Below are 19,300 nucleotides of genomic sequence, written 5' to 3' on the forward strand. Positions count from 1 at the left end.
GCTATTGCTCACAATTAAGAAAAAAAATAGCTGGTATGTTTGAGACAAAACTAGCTTATCAAATACTTACAGAAGGAGAATTTGATTATCATGCAACCAACTATCAAACAACTAGTCAAGAACTAGAAATAAAAAATGATATTTGCCAAAATCTTGAATTATCTGAAGAAAACAACATAACTCAATTTGACCACATTGCAGATTATTCTACTTGTTATGTTGATAGTTCATTAAGTTTAGATTCAAAGCATGATGTTGACCATATTGATAAATATGATGATCAATTAAGTATTAATTTTACTGAAAATAACCAAATAAAATCTGGTTTAGTGATGAATGAAAATGATGATATCAATGATAATATTTTAACTAGAGGATTATCTGAATTATCATTGCAATCGTTATCGGATGGACAATTTGCACGTATTACTTTAGCTAATACTTGTACTGTCAAATTACCAAGAGATTTGACGTTAACTAACCATCAACAGCAAAATTTAGAAAAAGCTATTTCTGCAGTTTATGGTTATGTTAAAATTGTTTACCATAAATTACCAGCTACTTATACAAAATTAGGTTCATCAAGATTACCAGATGAAATCTTTTTAACAGAATTAGATCCAAATTCTATTTGGTACAAGATAAGAAAAAAGTTAATTACTAATTTTGATGAACATATTGATAAATCTTGGTTCTCTAAACTCAGAGCAGAGGAAGATACTATCACACAAAAGTTAACTTTAATTGCTCCTACTAACTTTCTGAGGGATTGGATTAGTAGTAAATATTACTGGGTAATTAAACAAGTTGCTCAAGAATTAGGCTACCAGTTTGTTGAATTGATAACTAAAAAACAATCTTCTCTTAATGTTGCATGAAAACTTAATTTGTCTATAGGACGATAGTAACTGCTATAAGTTATTTAAATCTATATCCTTATCAGAGTTTTCATCAGAAGAGTTAACTGTAGTAGTAGGTTTAACCCTACCAATCATTTCATCTAGTGAGACTTGAAAATAATCAGATAATGCTACTGCAACTGTACTAGTAAACATTTTCTTAGGGTTACTTTCTTTCAAGAATTTGGGAATAACATCTTGACCAAAACCAATAGTTATACCTAATTGATATGGATTAATATTTTGTTCCTTAAGTTTTTTATTAAGGAAGCATTTTAAATTAGTGTTTATGTCTTCTGAATTAATGATTTGAAAGTTACAATCTTTTTGATTTATAAAAAAGTTTTTATTTTTACCAATTACTTCATCCATGGAACATTTAAAATAATTAGCAATTTTTAATATAGTTTCTAATTCTGGATTAGCTCGTGCAGAATTAATAATATTGCATACGGTTTGATATAAAATATTACTCTCTTGGGCAAAACTTTTACGTTTTAAATTATTAGTTTTTAGTTTATCTTTTAAAAATATTTGTATTTGGTTAACAAGAGCCATACTTAAAATAATTTAATTCTTCTAATAAAAATAAACGCTCGCCGTTTATTTTTATTGACACCCTAAAAAGATTCAAATAAACTTATAAATAAGGATAAGCAATTATCCTATGAACAAAAGAGTAGGAAGTATAAGTTAATCTACTAATAACAACAGTACTCCTTGCTTTTGCTCATAACTTTAAAAGCTTGGTTTAGTACTAAATCCTTTATATCAAAGTTGATACCTGAAAATATAAAGGATTTAGTACGAATTAATCTAATGATAACTAGTTACAGTCAATTAAAAGGTTACATGTATGATAAACAAACTTGTCGGTCAAATCAACTTCATTCTTAATAAGTCTATTACTTATATGGATTTCATACTGCCTTTTCACCAATATTATGGGAGGTAGTCAGTATGTTATATCAAGGAATTACACTATCAATAATTATTATTGAAGGAATATTAATATTAATTTCTCTCAGATTTTTACAGCGTACTAATCTTATCAGTAAAGATTTTGCTACAACATGTAGTAATGCTAAAAATGCTAAAGAAGAAATATCTACCTTGTTTAACAACCTAAAAGAATTAATTATCCTTAGCCACAAGAGAGAAAATCACATGTTACATACAACATTTTACCTAGAAGAAATAGAAATGTATGTAAAAAAGATTCTTAGTAAACTTGAACAAGAAAATGCAAGCATTGAATAAGCAATTAACTAATATTTAAGTAGAGAAGGTAATGTATGGTGAAGGATGAGATAAATAATGAACAAATAGATTTAGGCAAGTTGTGTAAGTTAGTGGAGCAACAAATTGCCGATGATAATTATCAAGAGGTTAGCAAGACATTAGAACAGCTAATAGCACTAGTGCCTGATGAAGCAGGATTCTATTACTGCAAAGGATTTGTATTGCATAATCACCTTGATCAAATAGTAGAATCAGTACCTTACTATAGTAAGGCAATAGAATTAAGTCCTGAAGATGAAACTTTGTATGCCGAGTTAGGATATGCGTACATTAGCTTAAATAAGTATCATCATGCCTTAGATATTTTTACCAAACTGGTCTCAGTAAATCCCAAAGTTTTAGATGGTTGGTTTGGTAGAGTGAATAGCTATAATAATTTATGTAGATACCGAGAAGCAATATCATCTATTGAGCCGCTGTTAACTATCATAACTAATGATAATAGTAATAGTAGTGATCAGAATCATCAGTGTAAGTATTGTGAGGTATTACTGATAAAATCTAGGTTATTAATCAAGCTTGAACAATATCAGGAGGCACTAGAATTAGTGGAATCTTGCATAGCAAGAGATGCGGATAATATTAGTGTTTGGCGGCACAAGGGGTATGTTTTGAGTCAACTGAGAAATTATGAGCAAGAGATTGATTGTTATAATAAAGCACTAGAAATTATCACTAAGCAACAATTAGCAGAAGAGTTGAACCTTGAGTCAATAGAAAGTAAAGTAAGTGAGGTAAGCACAAACTCAGCTATAGAGTTAAATCCAAATGTAATTCTTAATAGAGATAGTAAGCTAAATAATAGTATCAATTGGCAAGAGATTGTGCATGGAGTTTTATTAGAAAAAGTAGTTTGTCTTAGGGATTTAAAGTGTTATAAAGAAGCAGAAGAGATTATATCTAGTATGTTGCAGCTAGATCCTACTGACATGGTTGCTGTAAATTATCAAGCAGGTCTTTATATAGCCCAAGAACAGTATAACAAAGCATTAGAAATAATTGAACGCGTAATTGAGCAACTACCCAATTCTTCATCAGCTTATTTAACCAAGATCATAGCACATTATTTTTCAAAAGATTATCAGGCTAGTATTGATTGTGCTGAGTTAGCTATGAGAAAGGATATTATCGACCACCATGATCTTTTGGTAACCTTAGATTACCTATCTGAGAGTCACTTAAGACTAACGAATTACCAAGAAGCTATAGAATATAGTGACCAGTTGTTAGCAGCGATTGCTAATACAGGAGTAGATATTAGCAAAGCTAGCAGTACTAGTGATATGCTAGCATTGTATAAATCAGCTACTGAATGTAAAGCACTGAGTTTACTCAATTTAGGCAGCATTAAGGAAGCAACAAGCTTAACTAACAAGTTATATGATCTTGATCCACATTACGGATATGTTTTGGTCATAAAAGCTAGGTTACTCAATTTAGAAGGAAAATATCAAGAAGCGATAGCAATAGCAGAGCAATTATTAGAGATGGATGTGGAGTATTCATATCCTTTGCATTGCAAAGCAGTAGCATTTTTTCATTTAAACAAATATTCGGAATCTATTAGTTGTTTTGCTAAATCATTTAGCATGACGCTTGTGCCATTAAATCCATTACAGAAGACACGGTATCAGGAAGCAGTGAGCTACCTTCAGAAAATTATCGATATCAGTAGCAGTAATAGAAATATTGCTGATCTAGCTAAAGCCAAGAAGGTAATAAATATTGCCTTAGAGCAAATGTAGGGGTAGTACAGAGCTATCGAAAAGTAATAATTAAATTTCAATATTTGTACACAATATAAAAAAGGAGGTTTTTGACCTAAAGTTTTATGAAGTCCATTATTTGCGATACTAATGTGGCATACAATACAAACCAGTTAAGTCAAAGATATAAATTTATGTTTTGATAATTATAGATACTTTATCTACTAGGAATATTATTTTTAGATTTATGAAATTTTTTAATAGTAGCAGAGCTACTGATGTTATTTTGAGTGTTTTGTTGATGAGGTATAAGAGAATTTTTGTTTTTTTTGAGATTATGTAAATCTTCAGAATCAATAGATTGTAGAGACTGTGGAATAGTTTGATTTACTTCTTGTTTTTTTTGGATATTGGGTATAGATCGTCCAATCATTTGATCAATAGAGATATCAAAATAGTCAGCAAGAGCAACGGTAGGAGAGCTACCTAAACATTTTTGTTTAGGGTTATCACCGATGAAATTATCAAGTAAATCTCTACTAAATCCAATATTAAGACTTAATTTACTAGGCTTGATTTTTTGTTCTTGAATTTTTGTTTTTATAAAATTTCTTAGATTATTAGCGACATCATCGATATTGACATCGGAGAATTGATATTCTCCTTTAGTAGGAGGTAAATATTTTGTTCTACCAGTTACTTCATCTAAAGAGCATTTGAAATAATTAGCTATTTTAAGAAGAGAATTGAGTTCTGGGTTATTTTTAACACCGTTTATTAAAGAAGTAATAGTAGAGTAAGGAATACCACTTTGTTCTACGAAGATATTACGTTTTAAGTGTTTTAATTTTTTTTCTAAAAATTTTTGGATTTTTTTTGATGTCATATAAAAATAAGTACGATTTACGGATTATTATTGACTTATATAACTCTAGATTATAAAATCAATAATTAACTAATTATATATAGCCAGTTTAGTAATAATTAAAATCAATATGAACTTAAAAAGTAAAATAAAACAATATTAGGAAAATAAAAGAAGAGAGAACATGATAATCGAAGAAGATTAGTTAATAGGTCAATATTAAAAGTTATGAAAATCAATAATTACAATTGAGGGAATATAAATCATGCAAAAAAAATCTACAAATTATCATAGCAATATTTATTCAGTTTTAAAGACCGGAATTTACCTTGCTCCTATATTACTAAGTAGCATAGATGTGTATGCGGCTTTTGACCTTGATGCAGGGATGAAGGCAGCTACTGAACCGGTAAAGAAGATGATTAACGATTACTATCCAGTAGGTATTTTTATAACAGGTGCTATAGGAGCCTTGATGCAACAACAAGGGGATCTAAGAGACAGAATGCTTGGTTTTGGTAAAGGTGCATTATGTGGAGGTTTAACTTTAATCGCAGTAAAAACTGGTTTAGGAGTGTAAATAATGGAAAGAGTGAGATTAAATAGAGCCCTGAACAAAGAGACAAAATATTACGGTCTTAGTTATCTTGGCATTATAGGGGCACTAGCTATTGGCTGTTTAGTATGGACTAGGTTTGGTATGACCATAGGTATTATGGGTTTTGTTGTTGGTTACGGTTTTTCAGCTTATGCCGCTAAGGGGTGGCATAGTGGTAGTGTACAGAAGTTTATTTACTGGCATTTACCGCTTAAAAATATCTTTGGTGGTAAATATTTGCCTGATTCTCATAAGAGATGTTTTTTGTAAATGTTACACTAACCAGGAGAGGGCAGATAATGTATTGGTCACCATTTGGTAAGACATTAGTTGCTTATTAAGTCAGCAAGGGGATTTTGAGGCAGCTGAGAATTATAATGTAAGTGTTGCAGGGGTATCATAGTCAGGAAAATCAATATTCTTAGAAGAAATAGAGAATAAATTAAAGCAGAAGATGCCTTTAACAGAAGCGATAGAGGATATTTTACAGGGAAGAGGAGTAAGATAGAGTGGGGCAGGAAATAAAGCAAAAAGAGATAGATAGGACAATAAGAAAATATTTACTTGTCAATCCTCTTAAGAAATTGGGCAAAACCATATTATGGATAGTAGCAGTAATATTTCTAATTTGGTTTTGTTATATTTGGTTTATTGGAGCATATATAGTGCCTGATTATGGTGGAATAGTTTTAGCAAGAATGGTTAATTCAGTAGTGGGAACATCATATAAGCAATCACTAGAGTTTAAGAATAATGACATAGCTAAAATTACTACAGAAGTACTGGGAAATATACAATGTGTACATACTAAAGGAAAATTAAAAGGAATGGTTAGTTTAAAAGCAGATATTGATAAATCTAAGCACACAGAATGTTTAAAAATTAACGTAGTTAATCCTGAGGGGCAGTTAAATGGGGATATCAATGATATATTATGTTCTCACCCATTGACCTGTAATTTATATAGCCTAGCTATCGGAGATTACGCGTTACAAAGTCCAGAAATATTATGGAATATTATTAAAGTTGCTGAAAGACCATGTGATTATATTAAGAAAGTAGAAGATATTACTGAGGATGAAGTAATCCTAGAAGAACAGATTGGGTTAAGAGATGGGTACTCTAACAAAAAGGTAATTATGGAAATAACAAATGCCAATGATTCTTTAACCTGTAATGCTGGTTTTTTAAAGAAGCTAATAGCAAGTAAGAAATTTATCCAAGTAGTAGTGAAATCATCAAAAGATGATGCTGTTATGAGAATTTTAGTTAGAAGAAAAGATATTTAATTAATTTAAGAGAAATATAATGGGTAAAGTAATAGATATTAATCCACTAATTAGGCCTATTAATGCTAAGCATTTTTTAAACATTCATCACGATATTTCTTTGCCACAGGGGCAACAAGGAGGTGAAATACGAAAAGGGATATCATCTTTTATCGGACATTTTTATGTAGGATTTTTAATGAAAGATAAGATAGAAGAAACCTTTGGTAAAGGTCCGGTTGATTTAGCTAGTATAATAATTGGTAGTGGACAAGTAGTATCAGAAGATGAAAGATTAGCGTTAAGTAAAGAATATCAGGAAACAAAAAAAGAAAAAATTTTAGATACTAGGATTATTCCTTTAACCTGTGCACAATACCAAGATGGTTATAAGTTTGCTCTAGATCATGCACAAGATAGCTCGCATCTTTATATTGCTGGAGGTAGGGATTGTGTGGATTTTGTTCAGTCAGTATATCATGTTGCAGGGTTATCATTCCATTTTACCAAATGTTATACGGCACAGGAGCTACAAAATTTAGGTACAGCTGCTAGCATGAAAGCACTTTTGAAGTATTCTAGTCGAGATAATTTTGTTAAATATTTTTGGTGTATTACAGGAATAAGTGCAGAAGAAATAGCGTTAAGGTTAAATATAGAAGAGGAAAGGGTAGAGGAGCTAGCGGGATATAAGGGGGCAATAACTGCTAATGAGCTAGATGCAGCTCGCAAATATTTTAGTATTAATATTAAAAGTACGGATTTGCTCTTAGATAATCAAGAAAATATAGACGAGTATTTTGTTGCTTATAATGTATTGGCAGAAGATTTAGCCAAAGCTAATCCTTTTTTAAAAGAGGAAGAAAAGTCAGATTTAGATCAGCAGCAGCAAGAAGGAAATAGTAGATATGCGGAGGGGTGGCAAGATGCATGTGAAGCACTTTCTCTATGTCATTCAAACGCTATAAAGGAGCAGCTAAAAGAACATAATAAAGAAGAGCTAGCATGGTTAGTAGCATCGCCAAGTCAAATGCAGCATGCAAGTAAGCATGTTAGTGATTTTTTTAGTGAGCTGGAACAACAGCAGGTAAGTAATAAGCAAGTCTTAGACATATTAGCTCTAGTTAATCAATCATCAGAAATATCATCTAAGGAGCAAGTAAGCCTTTCACAAGAAGCATGGTTTCAAGATATGTTAGAGAAATCAGAGACTATACAAACAGCATGTGGCGAAGTAAAGCATAACTCATTAGCAGGCAATATGTCGCTGAATTTAGGAATAGCTGCATTTGATTTAAGTAGTTTTTTACCTAAGCAATCTGCAAACGAACCATCAACATCACAGAATAGTATAGAGTTAGCGGGTAATGCTACTGTTAGATCTAATTTAATGCAAGAGGAGGAATTAGATTAATGGATTTAACTAATGCTATGCAAGGTGGCGATCGTATTACCAAGCAGCGTAATCTATTTTTACTGCTTACTATATTACTTGCTGTAACGAGTTCTGCACTAAGCCTGAAGATTTTAATGCAGGAGGAGAGAATTATTATAGTGCCACCATTGACCTCAGAGGTAATGATTTCCAACCGTAAAGTATCAAGTAGCTATTTGGAGCAAATGACTATGGTATTTTTAAACTCTTTACTTGATTTATCTAGCATAGATGTTTTGCATAAACGAGATATGATTTTAAAGTACACTAGCAATAGTCACCCAAGTTTTTCTAAAAGAATCAATGAGTATTTTGCAGATAGTGCGGAAAAATACAAAAACTTTGATTTAGTTACTTACTTTACCGTTAAGAATATGGAAATTGATGAAACTAAAGGAGAGGTTATAGCCCACGGCATATTAACTTCACGATACGGCAAACGTGGTTTTGAATCAACACCTACTTCTTATCGACTTAGCTTTGAATTTAGTGGTGGATATTTGCGGTTAAAAGAATTCAACCAAGTAGTAGACGACAAAGATAAGCGAGAAGCAAGGTAAATAATAAAATGCAATTAGGTGCTAGTTAAATGAAAAATGTAGTTAACAAATTATATTCATTATTCTTTTTATCGTTATGGTCAATTTTAGTGCTGATAGTTTTTCCTTGGCAATCTTATGGTGCTAGTCATTTTAATTATTCTGGAGATGAGACAATAGAAGCAAGTATAGCAGCGGGTGAGTTAAACAGGATTGGAGTGTTAGGAGGGGAGATTGTGGAAGTAGTAGGTGATGAGAATAAGTATACAATTTACTGGAGCAGCGATTGGCGTAATTTGTTCATTAAACCTAAGGTAGAAGTTGGTGAGACTATATCGTTAAGTTTAATAATGCCAGGAGGGCATGCACAAGATATTAGGTTTACGGTATTAGATATGGCATCGCAAACAATATTGCTTAATTTGCATAATAAAGTGATTAAATCATCTTTAACAACTAACAAAATGTTAGTGTATTTCGATCAAAAGCTAAAATCAGAAATGGTTTTGATGATGAGGGCAATGATTGAAGGAGTGCAAGGTAAGTATTATGTTGTAGAGGCTGAGCGTACGTTACGAAAAACCAAGCAACAATTGCTTAAGCAAATTAGGTGGTATCGTTATGGAGATTTAAGTGGAGCGGTGTTATTAGTAAAAAATCTTAGCTCCAAGCCATTGATACTACTGGAATCAGATTTTAGTAATATTTTTACGAACACAATAGCAATCAATTTGGGTAGCAGTGAGTTAGCAACAGGAGCATCTACTAAAGCATTCATCATTACCAAAGAAGTAGCTTATGATTAAGAAATATAAAAATATCTTTAGCAAAATTATTAATGCCAAATTAAAGCCAAATGATCAAACGCAAGATATTGCTAATACTAGCCTTCAAGCACCGCATGCTCAAAACTCAACTAATGCTAAAAAGAAGCAAGATGTAATTATATTACTTTTACTCGGGGCTTTGGTAGTTATTGGTTTAATTTTTATGAAGTATCAAGCAAATAAGGCAAGTAATATTGGTATTGAGTCTGAGGCTAAGTTACCATTAAATCTAGTAGTAGCAAGCGATGCTCTTGATATAGATAAAATGTGGCGTAATCATTTTGAAGATAAGCTGATGGATGCTAAGAATCAATCAAACGAGAAACTAAAGCTAATTGAAAGCAGTATTAATGAGCAATCAGTAGCTTACACTAATCAGTTAAAAGGCGAGATAGAGAAGCTGAAAGCTCAAATGCAATATATTACTGAGGAGCAAGAGTTAGCTAGAAGGGAGTTTAATAATGCTCGCATAAAGTCTACAGAAGACGATAGAGCTACAAAAACCCATCATCCGTTAATAGATGATAGTCGTATTACGGTAAATCACCTAGATCGTGGTGAGCGATTTGATCGTCCAAAATCAGCACGTAGTTATATTCCGGAGACTGCATATGTTAAAGGAGTATTGCTAGGTGGTATTGTGGTGTCGACATCTATCGGTTCTGCTTCAGAACCAGTGCCAGTAATTATTAGAATTACTGATCGTGGTAATTTGCCTAAGAACTTTGACATAGATATAACTCATTGCCAAATCATGGGTTCTTCGTATGGTGATTTATCATCTGAGCGAGCGGTTATCAGGGCAGAGGTTTTGTCATGTAAGGATTCAGTCAATGAGCTAATTTACACCACTAAAATAGCTGGTCTGATTTATGGCGATGATGGTATGAACGGTATTAAAGGTAAAGTGGTGCAAACTAGCAGTAAGCATTTAAAGAACGCAATGATCGGAGGAGTGATTAGTGGATTTGCTGGGGCTGCCAAAGGTCAGGATCAAGTAATTGTTAGTAGTTTTGGCATGGGAAGTACCAAAAAGAAAAATATGGGTGACATGTTACAAGAAGGTGGATTTGCTGGGGCTAGTAATGCTGCTGAGAAGATAGCAGATTACTATATTAAGCAGGCTGAAAGCATGTCACCAGTATTATTGGTGTCTGGTGGTACTAAGGTAGATATAGTATTTACCAAAGGGGTATATTTAGGTGCATTAGATGTTCAGGAAAAGCTACAACAATATCGAGTAGAAAAAGCAAAAAAATGATAAATGATTTCACTATTAGTCAAAGTTGGATTGGCAATAAATTTAAACAAGTTACTAAATTTATATTTATCATCTTGATTTTACCCATGCTACTTAGTTCTTGCTCTATATATTCGGCTGGTTTTAATTGTCCGGATAGCAAAGGAGCAAGATGCATGATGTTATCCGAGGTAGATAAACAAGTAGATTCCGGCGAGATTGAAACGGTCTATTTGAATAGCAAATGTCGCGGGAATAGTTGTAGATTAGAGCATAGCAATGTACCGAAAAAAGCGTTAAATCAAATACATAAGGTTAAAATAATGCCTATAGAAAATGGGGTAGAAGAATACCAAGACGGCGATAACTTATACTTAAAATAGATTACAGGGGCAAATAATGAATTTCAGTATTTTCAAACAGATATCTCAGAATATTGCAGCTACTTGCGGACTATCTGAAAATATTGAAAGCCCAAATAGTGTATCTATGGTAGGTAACATTTTATCAGGGACATTTGCCTTCGATGATTATTTAAGTTATCGATATTTTGATGAGGAGCAGGGGTTATTTTTAAATGACGGAAACATTGCTGGTTTTATGTTGGAGATTAGTCCTATTGTTGGCGTTGACGATACACTGCACAAGAATCTATCGCATTTCTTTAACGATGAGTTGCCTGAAAATTCTTACTTGCAATTTTTGCTAGTGGCAAATCATGATGTAGAAGATATTTTGGGTTACTGGCAGAAGATGCGTAACAATAGTGATCCTTTACTTGAGAAAATAACCAAAAGACGAGCTCAGTTTATCAGGGAGCAAGCGATAAGCTTTGGTATTTCTGACGGTCGTATTGCTCGAGATTATCGAATATTTGTTTCCTTTAGTAGCAAGCTTGATACAAAAAACAATAGCAAAAGTGGCATTGTCAGTTTTCGAGATAGTTTGATGCATAAATTGGAATCATTACAACTTGCTCCGCATATTTGCGATGCTAGTGATTTAATAGCTTTAACAAGATTAATGCTACAAATGGAGCTGGGTGGCAGTACAAATACTACTTATACTCCGCATGAAATATTATCAAGGCAAATAGTAATGCCTTGTATGCTACAAGGAATAGAGGAAGATCAGATTAATCATGTAACAACTGGCTTAACTTCTAGAATCTATCATATTAAGGAATTGCCTCAAAGTTTCTCACTAGCTGAAACTATCAATTTGTTGGGTGATAGTACTCGTAGCCATATGGGTATAGCTGCAAGATTTATCATTAGTTACTGCGTAGCGAGTTCCATTAGTAAATCGGCTAGCAGCATGATTACGGCAAGAGGCAAGAAAGTGATTGAAGCTTCAGAGAAGTGGTATAGCCACGGTAACCGTGATCTGAAGAGAGAAGCGGCTGAGTGGCAAGATATTAATGACCAAGTAGCTAGTAGTGACGAGAAGTTTTTAACAGAACACTGGTCATTAATGGTAACTGCCCCTAAAGAATCAATTGATATAGTCAGTCAGAACTTAATTACTTTGTATAACAATAATAATTTTCGCCTTGGTATTTCGTATCATCTACAATTACCGGTATTGCTGAGCATGATGCCAATGCAACAAGCTTTAATGTGGAATATCTTAGACAAATTTAAATTAACTAGATTAGTGCTATCTAAGGAAGTAATAGCTAGGCTACCAATTCATGCTGAGTGGAAAGGAGTGCCAAGGTCAGGGGTACTGCTGCACGCACGACGTGGGCAATTATTTAATTTTAATCCATTTTATAAAATTAATGCCGGCAATTACAATATTTGTATCTTTGCACCGAGTGGAGGAGGTAAGTCAGTATTTTTGCAGGAATTAGCTGTAAGTTTAATGGCACAAAATACTAGGATGTTCATTTTAGATATTGGACAGAGTTTTGCCAATATTTGCACTTTGCTTAATGGAGAAATTATTCAGTTTGGTCGCAAAGCTCCATTTAGCCTTAATCCGTTTGCTAGTTTTTACCAAGGAATGAATCCAGATGATAAGGATGAGTTTTTAAAATGTACTAAAGGTTTACTTGAAGTAATGTGCGGTGTAGGAGATGATGCACGGGGGTCAGCTGAGCTAGAAAAAGCGATAGTTGCAGCATTAGCTAAGAGTAATTACCAGTTGGATATTAGCAGTTTTGCTAAATTTCTTGAAGATAGCGATCTTCTGAGTTTACAAAAATACGGAGCAACTTTGTATCCTTATACCCATGAAGGATTGTACGGCAAATATTTTTCAGGAACAAAACAGGCAACTTTTCAGAAGCTGATTACTGTATTTGAGTTTGAAGAGATCAAGAATGATCCTAAGTTACTTTCGATAGTATTACAGATATTACTAATGGAAGTTACCAATCAATTTCTTACTGGTGATCGCCAAACGCCTTTCATGATTATCGTGGATGAAGCATGGATGTTACTTGATTTTGCCACTAGCTTTTTTGCAGCTTTTGTTAGAACTGTGCGTAAATATGGAGGTTCATTAGTGATATGTGTACAGAATTTCATGGATTTACATAAGTCACAAGAGCATCGGACTATTTTAGAGAATAGCACTTGGACTATACTGCTTAAACAAGATGAGAAGGCTTTAGGAGCATTTAAGGAATCAGAAGCCTTTAAGGATATGATCCCGCTAATCAGGTCAATTAGTTTAGTGCCAAACAAATATGCTGAAGCTCTATTATATACTACGGGAGTAACGGTAATCGGCAAGTTAGTGCTGGATGATTATAGTAAAGCACTATTTTCCACTGATGCAAGTGATTTTAATTTCTTAAAACAAAAAATTGCGGTTGGTCTAACTCTAGATGAGGCAGTAGAGCAATTGGTAGAGATTAAGAAGACTGGTAAAAGTAATACGGGGCTAAAGTAATAAGGATATAAAATATGGAGATAGCAAAGAAAATATTAGTGTTAATTACTGCGGTTACAATGGGTGCATGTTTTGGTTTTACAATTGCGAGGCAGTTAGGTTTAAGTAGTAATGATTGGCATATTTTATATGTTGCTGAAGATGAATTGATGAGTCTTGAAAAGGATAGAGTCAAAAATGAACATCTAGAAGATCGCCAGCTATTTTTTGGTCAAATTGATAAGGCGGTGAATTTAGCTGTGAGTCTACCGAAATCTTACCAAAATAGTACGACCAAGGTAGTTTATAGCATGAGTAGTGTAAAAGGTAAAAATGTTAGATCAATAAGCAAGGAAATACACAGTAAAATTATTGAAGAATTGAGTAAACAATAACAGGTACAAAACAATGGATAAATTTGATACGAATAAAGCTTGGGGAGAGGTAAAGAAGGCATATAAATTCCAAACTATCGTAGTATTAATATTGGTTGTGACAATGTTTATTTTCGTGATTCCAAGAGTTATACCGCCTGCTAAAAGAGGTAATAACGAAATTTCGGAGAATCAGCAAGTAAAGAAAATAAATAAGAAGGATAAAGCTGATAAGATGAAACGTATAGTGATTCGCATGATGCTTGCTGGTTTTGATAGTCATGAAATTAGCACGCTTAGTGGTGAATTTCAATTTGAGAATAGTTTGTTACGCTCTACTCTAGATAGTATGAGCGACAAACAGATTGTAGAATTTTATAATATTAGTATTGATGACTTAAATAGTTTAAGGCGGTGGGCTGAGGAAAGGAAGTTATATATTTCGGAGAAGGAGCAAGTACATAAAATAAATCAGAAGGATAAAACTGATACGATGAAACGTATACTGACTCGCATGACGCTTGCTGGTTTTAATCATGATGAAATGATCGCGCTTAGTGGTGAAGTTCAACCTGATGAGGGATTTTTAAGAATGATTCTAAATACTATGAGAAACCAAGAGATTGTAGAATCTTATAATATTAGTATGGATGACTTAAATAGTTTAAGGCGGTGGGCTGAGGAAAGGAAGTTATGTAAGGCTAAATTATTAGAGGAAAAAATCAATGCAGAGAAAAAATAATTTGTTATTGATTATTTGTTTAGCGTTTAGTCATGTGGCAATTGCCAAGGATTTTGGTAAGCAAGGTGCAACTTTTGAGATTAAGGAAGAAGGTTTTGTCAGCATGATGCAGCGTAAATTACAAAGTCTAAATCTTGCTGAGCATCAGCAAAAGATGCAGGATTTGGCTCGAAAGAAAATAGAAGAGCCAGCTGCTATTGTCGGTATAAGTAAGGCAACCAAGACTATTAGTCATAATTTCGATCCGAGTTATGTTTTAGATCAGGATGTAGTTTTGCCATGCGGTAAGCTCTTATATCCAAGAGGTACAAGAGTTAATCCGCTAGATTATATGTCATGGGACGGCAAACTAGTATTTATTGACGGTCGGGATGAAAAACAAATAGCTTGGGTAAAAGATAATTATTTAGAGGAGATGTTATCAAATAGCAGAGTAGCAGTGGAGGACAACTTAAGCGAGTTAAATAAAGAACATGCGAAGAATGCTGGTAATGCTAGTAACTCTGACGTTACTAAAATCGTTTTAACTGGTGGTAGACCACTTGAGCTAGAAAGAGAAATTGGTAGTCCAATATATTTTGATCAAGCAGGAGAATTGACAACAAAGTTTAATATTAGCTATGTGCCGGCAATAGTAGAGCAAGAAGGTAAGTATTTAAAGGTTACTGAAATTAATATAAGTAATAGCAGATAATATGATAAGAAATTAATAACATGAGTGATCAAACAAAGAATTTGACCTTTGGCGAGGTATCTTTCAGGAGTGTCGCCAAAGGTTGGATGAAACATACAAAAGTCATCACAATCTTGATTATGGTAATTTTTTTGCCATTGTCAAGTTATGGCAATACTTGTCAGGGGAGATTTGTTAACCCTATAACTGATATTTGTTGGTCATGTTTACTGCCAATTTCTATTGGTGGTTTTAATATAGGTAAGGGTAGTAGTCCAAAGAAGAGGGACACTAAAAATCCCAGCTCACCACTTTGTTTATGCACCAAAGGTAATGTGCCGATTCCAGGCATTGCTGTTGGTTTTTGGGAGCCGGTACGCCTAGTTGATATTACTCGCACTCCTTATTGTATGGTTAATTTAGGCGGTCTGTCGCTAGGAACAGATTTACGAAAAGTTAGCTCCTATGCTAGAGGTTATGGTGATCATCATGCACATCGTTCGTTTTACCACGTTCATTATTATATTTATCCATTAATTTACTGGCTTGAACTTATCACAGACTTTATTTGTTTAGAGCAATCTAGCTTTGATGTGGGATATATTAGCGAACTAGATGTAGCGTGGAATGACGAAAAGCTACAAACTCTTTTAAATCCAGAAGTTTTTTTATTTGGCAATCACTTAGCACAAGCAGCATGTAGCATTGATTGTGCCGCTTCTACTGTTGACTTACCAAGAGATGAAATGTTTTGGTGTGCTGGTTGCTGGGGTAATATCTATCCGTTTTCTGGAGCAAATAGCGATCATGTTGGTGGTATCCAATCAAGCAGTCTATATGCTACTCGTATTCTTGCCAAGATGCACCGAATAGGACTCGCTCAGGAAACATCTACATCGCAAAACACCTCTCCTATTGGTGGAGGAGAGCTTTGCCGTAAATCAAGGGCATTAAAGATTAAGAAGAGTCAGTACAAGCTACAAATGGTTAATCCGGTATCAACATCAAGTGGGATAGGTTGTTTCCCACTTGGATTATCGGACATGTTGTACTCTGCATTTAAGGAATATCCCTATGATGGGCAGGATTTTGGTTATTTAATTTTTAGGAAGGTAAATTGCTGTGCATTTTAATCTAATATCGTATGTAATTATTATACTATCGATTACTTCATATATAGCTAGTACACATGCAGCGACAGAATGTGATGATGCCAATAGTAAGAGCGATAATCAGTACAAGTTGATTCAGCAAGCAGCAATAGCTGATATCAAATGGGCTAGTGATTTAGCAAGGAGTAACCTTGATATGGTATGGCAAAACTTGCGAGATAAGTGGTGTAAGCAAAAGCAGTTAGAAGGACAGGATGCTTTTACACCCAGTAATAATAGTAATGCTCCATCGCTGCGGCAATTTACTGGTCTTTATGTGTTTGTAAGTAGCTCGATGCCCAAACCATTACTGCAATCTTATTTGAGGGAGGCAAGTAAGTATGGAGGAGTCTTAGTATTTAAAGGTTTACCCGGTGGTAGTTTTAAAGAATTAACCAAGCTTGTTCTAGAATTAACTAGTGAGCAGGATAAGCGGCAGGAGCTAGCATCTAGTATGCAGATAGACGATGAAGCTTACGCGCGATTTGAAATTGTATCAGTACCAACTATTGTGCTATCGCAAACAGATGATTATGACCCAACTAAGCCAGCTATGATAAAGTTTGACAAGATGGTTGGTAATGTTGGAGTTAAATATGCGTTAACAGAATTTGCAATGTCAGGAGAATTAACTAAGCAAGCCTTGGAGTGTTTGAAATGATTAATAGTCATGTAATAGCGAGGCAACTAGATATATTTGTGGTTAAGATACTTTTATTAAATCAGTGGTGGCAAATTGCCATAATGTTCATTGTTATACTGGCAAGTAGTAGTGCATTAGCGGGTAAGGTGCAAGTCAATAAGAATAAGCTCAGTGATTTATTCGAGAAAGAAATAGATGATAAGCAAGCGACTATTAAATTTATTGATAACTCGAAGAAGCAATCAGAGCAAGGGATATCAAGTAAAGGAGCTGTGCAAGAATTAGGAGTAGATGAGAATGAACTAGAGGGTAAAGCATCAGAACTGAATGCTATTAATGTTAATAACTTAGAAAGTAAGGGGCAAGAGGAAAGGGCTAAAGAAGAGAATAGTTACATCAATCAGCTAGAAGTTGATTATTGCGATCCTAAGATTGTCAACCATAAAAGAGATATTGATAAGATTTCAGATGGCAGTAGTAAGTTGATGTCACGGTTAATGGAAGGTTTACGTGACCTTGATATTGATTGTAAAACTGTTAAGGGGGATAAAGAGTTAGAGCCTGAATACGTCATTGAGATTGAAAAAGAACATTTTAAAGACACAATATACAATCAAAAATTCTGTGAGGAGCTACGTAATGAGTATAGTTGTAGTGATAGTCTAATATTAAAATGTACCAAAACTGGAGTAAGGTATAAAGAATGGCAAGATAGAGTAATGTATCTTGGAGGTTTTGAGTTTTGGTTTGATTATCATGGTTGGACACATACCATCAGATGCCGCAGAGGTTATTGGAGTGTGCATATGCGTCAAGGTAGGCGTATTAATGAAGAAAGACGTAACATGATAGTGAGTCGTTTAGGGGTGAAATTAGAGCAAGTGGAGGGAGTTAGAGCTCCCTGGGATGGTGAAGGTAAAATCACTCATGTTCAAGGTGTCCATCATGTGTTTCAAAGATATGCTATATATTATAAATATAGGGATAGTTATCCAGTATGTGAAGAATGGTCAGAAGAGTGGGCGGAAAAATGCAGATTAAAATGATCAACCATTTTACCACTGATTATACATATAAATTTAATATTCTAATGTTACAAGTAGTGACCACAGTGATTTTTTGGGTTTGTTTTGTACACTCATCTGAGGCTGGTAATCGTTTTACCTCAAATTATCCTTGTGTTGATAAGGGTAAACATTGTGTAAGTTCTGGCACAAGAACTATACAGGGATTTGAGGTACACCGAGATTGTTGGGAATTTGCCTATAGTAAAACATGTGATTATCCTAGTAAAAATGACTGTAAGAATTTTGCACATTGTTATGCAGTAGCAGACTTGCCGTGTTTACTACGGGATAATTATGGTAATTGTGTAAATCTACACAAAGAATTTTCTTGTAAAAGTTGGAATCCTGTAACTATTGATAAAGAAATGGTAAGAACTGGACTAGTTGAGAAAGAGGGCAAAGATAGATTGGTATGCAAAGGAGTACCTTGCATTGATGGTAACTGTGTTGACAAGAGCTATTTAACAGACGCTGATATGATGGACTCAGTATCAAAACTATATGCAGTAGGTCAGATGAAAGGGGCTACTGATCCAAATTTCAAATTATTTGAAGGGTTTAGTCAAAGTTGCAGTAAAAAAGCTCTTTCTTATACTAATTGCTGTTCTACCAGCTTAAAAGGTTGGGGTAAGCATTTAGGGGCAAGATGCACAAAAAATGAAATCGATTTAATAGATAAACGACAAAAAAACTTATGTGTTTATGTCGGGAAAGAAAATAAACAAAAAATGCGTATTAATAAAATAGTGAAGCATCATTATTGTTGCTTTGGTTCACTACTTAACAAAGTGATACAAATAGAGTCACGTAAACAACTTGGTATGAATTTTGGTAGTGGCAAATACACTAATTGTCGTGGCTTAACACTTGCAGAGATTATGAGGCTAGATTTTGACAGGATGGATTTCAGTGAGTTCTTTGCCGATATTTTAAAGAGGATGAAGGTACCAAAGGTAGGAGATATTAAAGCACGAGTGAACTCATCGCTACCAAGCTTACAAAAATACGACGGTAATCCAGATAATAAAAACAATAATAAGGCTGGTTGGAATACTGATCTGAAAGTTGATTAATAACAATAAATAGAATTA

Annotated in this window: 21 protein-coding genes; 19 read left to right on the forward strand and 2 right to left on the reverse strand. The window is 33.9% G+C overall.

Annotated elements, in window-relative coordinates; all coding sequences use genetic code 11:
* On the forward strand, positions 1 to 878 hold an 878-nt coding region (locus RiCNE_RS00700), incomplete at its 5' end, for a DnaA N-terminal domain-containing protein (protein ID WP_157905642.1).
* Positions 879 to 911: 33 nt separating this feature from the next.
* Here RiCNE_RS00700 and RiCNE_RS00705 read toward each other — a convergent pair.
* The gene (locus RiCNE_RS00705; RefSeq protein ID WP_094648723.1) at positions 912 to 1,457 is read right to left on the reverse strand and encodes a helix-turn-helix domain-containing protein; all 546 of its coding nucleotides are present in this window, start codon (positions 1,455 to 1,457) and stop codon (positions 912 to 914) included.
* A gap of 402 nt (positions 1,458 to 1,859) precedes the next feature.
* Between RiCNE_RS00705 and RiCNE_RS00710 the strand changes: the two genes are divergently transcribed.
* Both RiCNE_RS00710 and RiCNE_RS00715 read left to right on the forward strand, forming a co-directional pair.
* A complete protein-coding gene (locus tag RiCNE_RS00710) occupies positions 1,860 to 2,159 on the forward strand; it encodes a hypothetical protein (RefSeq protein ID WP_094648724.1) in 300 nt (99 codons plus the stop codon).
* A gap of 35 nt (positions 2,160 to 2,194) precedes the next feature.
* The gene (locus tag RiCNE_RS00715; protein WP_094648725.1) at positions 2,195 to 3,946 is read left to right on the forward strand and encodes a tetratricopeptide repeat protein; all 1,752 of its coding nucleotides are present in this window, start codon (positions 2,195 to 2,197) and stop codon (positions 3,944 to 3,946) included.
* Between the two features lie 178 nt (positions 3,947 to 4,124).
* Here the strand turns inward: RiCNE_RS00715 and RiCNE_RS00720 are convergent, their stop codons facing one another.
* Entirely contained in the window at positions 4,125 to 4,793 is a 669-nt protein-coding gene (locus RiCNE_RS00720) for a helix-turn-helix domain-containing protein (protein ID WP_094648726.1), read from the reverse strand.
* Positions 4,794 to 5,037: 244 nt separating this feature from the next.
* Here RiCNE_RS00720 and RiCNE_RS00725 point away from each other — a divergent pair, with 244 nt between their 5' ends.
* From RiCNE_RS00725 to traN, 16 genes are all read left to right on the forward strand, one after another.
* Complete coding sequence (locus tag RiCNE_RS00725; RefSeq protein ID WP_094648727.1) at positions 5,038 to 5,352, forward strand: hypothetical protein; 315 nt, start codon at positions 5,038 to 5,040, stop codon at positions 5,350 to 5,352.
* A gap of 3 nt (positions 5,353 to 5,355) precedes the next feature.
* Positions 5,356 to 5,640, forward strand: a complete 285-nt coding sequence (locus RiCNE_RS00730; protein WP_094648728.1) for a hypothetical protein — start codon at positions 5,356 to 5,358, stop codon at positions 5,638 to 5,640.
* A gap of 239 nt (positions 5,641 to 5,879) precedes the next feature.
* Complete coding sequence (locus tag RiCNE_RS00735) at positions 5,880 to 6,659, forward strand: hypothetical protein (RefSeq protein ID WP_094648729.1); 780 nt, start codon at positions 5,880 to 5,882, stop codon at positions 6,657 to 6,659.
* Positions 6,660 to 6,678: 19 nt separating this feature from the next.
* Complete coding sequence (locus tag RiCNE_RS00740; protein WP_094648730.1) at positions 6,679 to 8,052, forward strand: hypothetical protein; 1,374 nt, start codon at positions 6,679 to 6,681, stop codon at positions 8,050 to 8,052.
* Complete coding sequence (locus RiCNE_RS00745; protein WP_094648731.1) at positions 8,052 to 8,633, forward strand: TraE/TraK family type IV conjugative transfer system protein; 582 nt, start codon at positions 8,052 to 8,054, stop codon at positions 8,631 to 8,633. Before RiCNE_RS00740 ends, RiCNE_RS00745 begins: the two co-directional genes overlap by 1 nt.
* Positions 8,634 to 8,662: 29 nt before the next feature.
* Positions 8,663 to 9,418, forward strand: a complete 756-nt coding sequence (locus RiCNE_RS00750) for a TraK domain-containing protein (protein ID WP_094648732.1) — start codon at positions 8,663 to 8,665, stop codon at positions 9,416 to 9,418.
* A complete protein-coding gene (locus tag RiCNE_RS00755) occupies positions 9,411 to 10,700 on the forward strand; it encodes a TraB/VirB10 family protein (RefSeq protein ID WP_094648733.1) in 1,290 nt (429 codons plus the stop codon). Before RiCNE_RS00750 ends, RiCNE_RS00755 begins: the two co-directional genes overlap by 8 nt.
* A complete protein-coding gene (locus tag RiCNE_RS00760) occupies positions 10,697 to 11,062 on the forward strand; it encodes a hypothetical protein (RefSeq protein ID WP_094648734.1) in 366 nt (121 codons plus the stop codon). Before RiCNE_RS00755 ends, RiCNE_RS00760 begins: the two co-directional genes overlap by 4 nt.
* Positions 11,063 to 11,078: 16 nt before the next feature.
* Entirely contained in the window at positions 11,079 to 13,580 is a 2,502-nt protein-coding gene (locus tag RiCNE_RS00765; protein ID WP_094648735.1) for a TraC family protein, read from the forward strand.
* A gap of 14 nt (positions 13,581 to 13,594) precedes the next feature.
* Positions 13,595 to 13,954 carry a hypothetical protein gene (locus tag RiCNE_RS00770; protein ID WP_094648736.1) on the forward strand — a complete coding sequence of 120 codons (360 nt, stop codon included), beginning with the start codon at positions 13,595 to 13,597 and terminating at the stop codon, positions 13,952 to 13,954.
* A 13-nt stretch (positions 13,955 to 13,967) separates the two neighbouring features.
* A complete protein-coding gene (locus RiCNE_RS00775; protein WP_094648737.1) occupies positions 13,968 to 14,675 on the forward strand; it encodes a hypothetical protein in 708 nt (235 codons plus the stop codon).
* On the forward strand, positions 14,659 to 15,369 hold the full coding sequence (locus RiCNE_RS00780; protein WP_094648738.1) for a hypothetical protein: 711 nt from the start codon (positions 14,659 to 14,661) through the stop codon (positions 15,367 to 15,369). Before RiCNE_RS00775 ends, RiCNE_RS00780 begins: the two co-directional genes overlap by 17 nt.
* A gap of 20 nt (positions 15,370 to 15,389) precedes the next feature.
* Positions 15,390 to 16,481, forward strand: a complete 1,092-nt coding sequence (gene traU / locus RiCNE_RS00785) for a conjugal transfer pilus assembly protein TraU (protein WP_204839940.1) — start codon at positions 15,390 to 15,392, stop codon at positions 16,479 to 16,481.
* Positions 16,471 to 17,160: a type-F conjugative transfer system pilin assembly protein TrbC gene (gene trbC / locus RiCNE_RS00790; protein WP_094648739.1), complete on the forward strand. Its 690-nt coding sequence runs from the start codon at positions 16,471 to 16,473 to the stop codon at positions 17,158 to 17,160. Before traU ends, trbC begins: the two co-directional genes overlap by 11 nt.
* Positions 17,157 to 18,188 (forward strand): hypothetical protein, encoded by a 1,032-nt coding sequence (locus RiCNE_RS00795; RefSeq protein ID WP_094648740.1) that lies wholly within the window; start codon positions 17,157 to 17,159, stop codon positions 18,186 to 18,188. Before trbC ends, RiCNE_RS00795 begins: the two co-directional genes overlap by 4 nt.
* Positions 18,173 to 19,282 (forward strand): conjugal transfer protein TraN, encoded by a 1,110-nt coding sequence (gene traN / locus RiCNE_RS00800; protein WP_239832547.1) that lies wholly within the window; start codon positions 18,173 to 18,175, stop codon positions 19,280 to 19,282. The genes RiCNE_RS00795 and traN overlap by 16 nt, the downstream gene beginning before the upstream one ends.
* Positions 19,283 to 19,300 lie beyond the last annotated feature (18 nt).

Origin of the sequence: Rickettsia endosymbiont of Culicoides newsteadi, from assembly GCF_002259525.1 — a bacterium.
Classification (GTDB): Bacteria; Pseudomonadota; Alphaproteobacteria; order Rickettsiales; family Rickettsiaceae; genus Tisiphia.

What these genes read in the sequence shown, in the direction of transcription:
- traN (WP_239832547.1), top strand. Translation starts at nt 18,173, where the DNA reads ATGCAGATTAAAATGATCAACCATTTTACCACTGATTATACATATAAA.
- RiCNE_RS00765 (WP_094648735.1), top strand. Translation starts at nt 11,079, where the DNA reads ATGAATTTCAGTATTTTCAAACAGATATCTCAGAATATTGCAGCTACT.
- RiCNE_RS00780 (WP_094648738.1), top strand. Translation starts at nt 14,659, where the DNA reads ATGCAGAGAAAAAATAATTTGTTATTGATTATTTGTTTAGCGTTTAGT.
- traU (WP_204839940.1), top strand. Translation starts at nt 15,390, where the DNA reads ATGAGTGATCAAACAAAGAATTTGACCTTTGGCGAGGTATCTTTCAGG.
- RiCNE_RS00740 (WP_094648730.1), top strand. Translation starts at nt 6,679, where the DNA reads ATGGGTAAAGTAATAGATATTAATCCACTAATTAGGCCTATTAATGCT.
- RiCNE_RS00755 (WP_094648733.1), top strand. Translation starts at nt 9,411, where the DNA reads ATGATTAAGAAATATAAAAATATCTTTAGCAAAATTATTAATGCCAAA.
- RiCNE_RS00770 (WP_094648736.1), top strand. Translation starts at nt 13,595, where the DNA reads ATGGAGATAGCAAAGAAAATATTAGTGTTAATTACTGCGGTTACAATG.
- RiCNE_RS00710 (WP_094648724.1), top strand. Translation starts at nt 1,860, where the DNA reads ATGTTATATCAAGGAATTACACTATCAATAATTATTATTGAAGGAATA.
- RiCNE_RS00725 (WP_094648727.1), top strand. Translation starts at nt 5,038, where the DNA reads ATGCAAAAAAAATCTACAAATTATCATAGCAATATTTATTCAGTTTTA.
- RiCNE_RS00750 (WP_094648732.1), top strand. Translation starts at nt 8,663, where the DNA reads ATGAAAAATGTAGTTAACAAATTATATTCATTATTCTTTTTATCGTTA.
- RiCNE_RS00745 (WP_094648731.1), top strand. Translation starts at nt 8,052, where the DNA reads ATGGATTTAACTAATGCTATGCAAGGTGGCGATCGTATTACCAAGCAG.
- RiCNE_RS00795 (WP_094648740.1), top strand. Translation starts at nt 17,157, where the DNA reads ATGATTAATAGTCATGTAATAGCGAGGCAACTAGATATATTTGTGGTT.
- RiCNE_RS00720 (WP_094648726.1), bottom strand. Translation starts at nt 4,793, where the DNA reads ATGACATCAAAAAAAATCCAAAAATTTTTAGAAAAAAAATTAAAACAC.
- RiCNE_RS00775 (WP_094648737.1), top strand. Translation starts at nt 13,968, where the DNA reads ATGGATAAATTTGATACGAATAAAGCTTGGGGAGAGGTAAAGAAGGCA.
- RiCNE_RS00760 (WP_094648734.1), top strand. Translation starts at nt 10,697, where the DNA reads ATGATAAATGATTTCACTATTAGTCAAAGTTGGATTGGCAATAAATTT.
- RiCNE_RS00730 (WP_094648728.1), top strand. Translation starts at nt 5,356, where the DNA reads ATGGAAAGAGTGAGATTAAATAGAGCCCTGAACAAAGAGACAAAATAT.
- RiCNE_RS00715 (WP_094648725.1), top strand. Translation starts at nt 2,195, where the DNA reads ATGGTGAAGGATGAGATAAATAATGAACAAATAGATTTAGGCAAGTTG.
- RiCNE_RS00705 (WP_094648723.1), bottom strand. Translation starts at nt 1,457, where the DNA reads ATGGCTCTTGTTAACCAAATACAAATATTTTTAAAAGATAAACTAAAA.